Origin of the sequence: Ammonifex thiophilus, from assembly GCF_003368535.1 — a bacterium.
In the GTDB taxonomy this organism is placed as follows: domain Bacteria; phylum Bacillota; class Desulfotomaculia; order Desulfotomaculales; family Ammonificaceae; genus Ammonifex; species Ammonifex thiophilus.
This window is the reverse complement of the sequence record NZ_QSLN01000083.1, coordinates 1-269: the sequence shown is the minus strand read 5'-3', so window position 1 is coordinate 269 and position 269 is coordinate 1. Positions and strand designations below refer to the sequence as shown.

1 protein-coding gene is annotated in these 269 nt (G+C 47.2%); it reads left to right on the top strand.

The genetic code is table 11. The annotated features are described in order from the left end of the window. Nucleotides 1-269, top strand: a 269-nt coding sequence (locus DXX99_RS11170; RefSeq protein ID WP_205664720.1) for a UPF0236 family transposase-like protein, incomplete at both ends; no start/stop codon positions are given.

Below are 269 nucleotides of genomic sequence, written 5' to 3'. Positions count from 1 at the left end.
TACTTACCCCGTCTCGTTTACATACACGAAGGGAAAGAAGAAGTGGGGAAAGGGCGGTTTAAGCTCAAGCGTCCTTATTACCTGGGAGGGATTTATCCAGATACGGATGAACTGTGGCTGGACGTTCTGACTTACATTGAGGAGCATTACGAGCTACATGATGTTGAGCGGATCTACCTTTGTGGAGACGGGGACAGGTGGATAAAGAGGGGTCTGGAGTTTTTACCGAAGAGCGTATTTGTGCTGGATCTTTTCCACCTGGATAAATA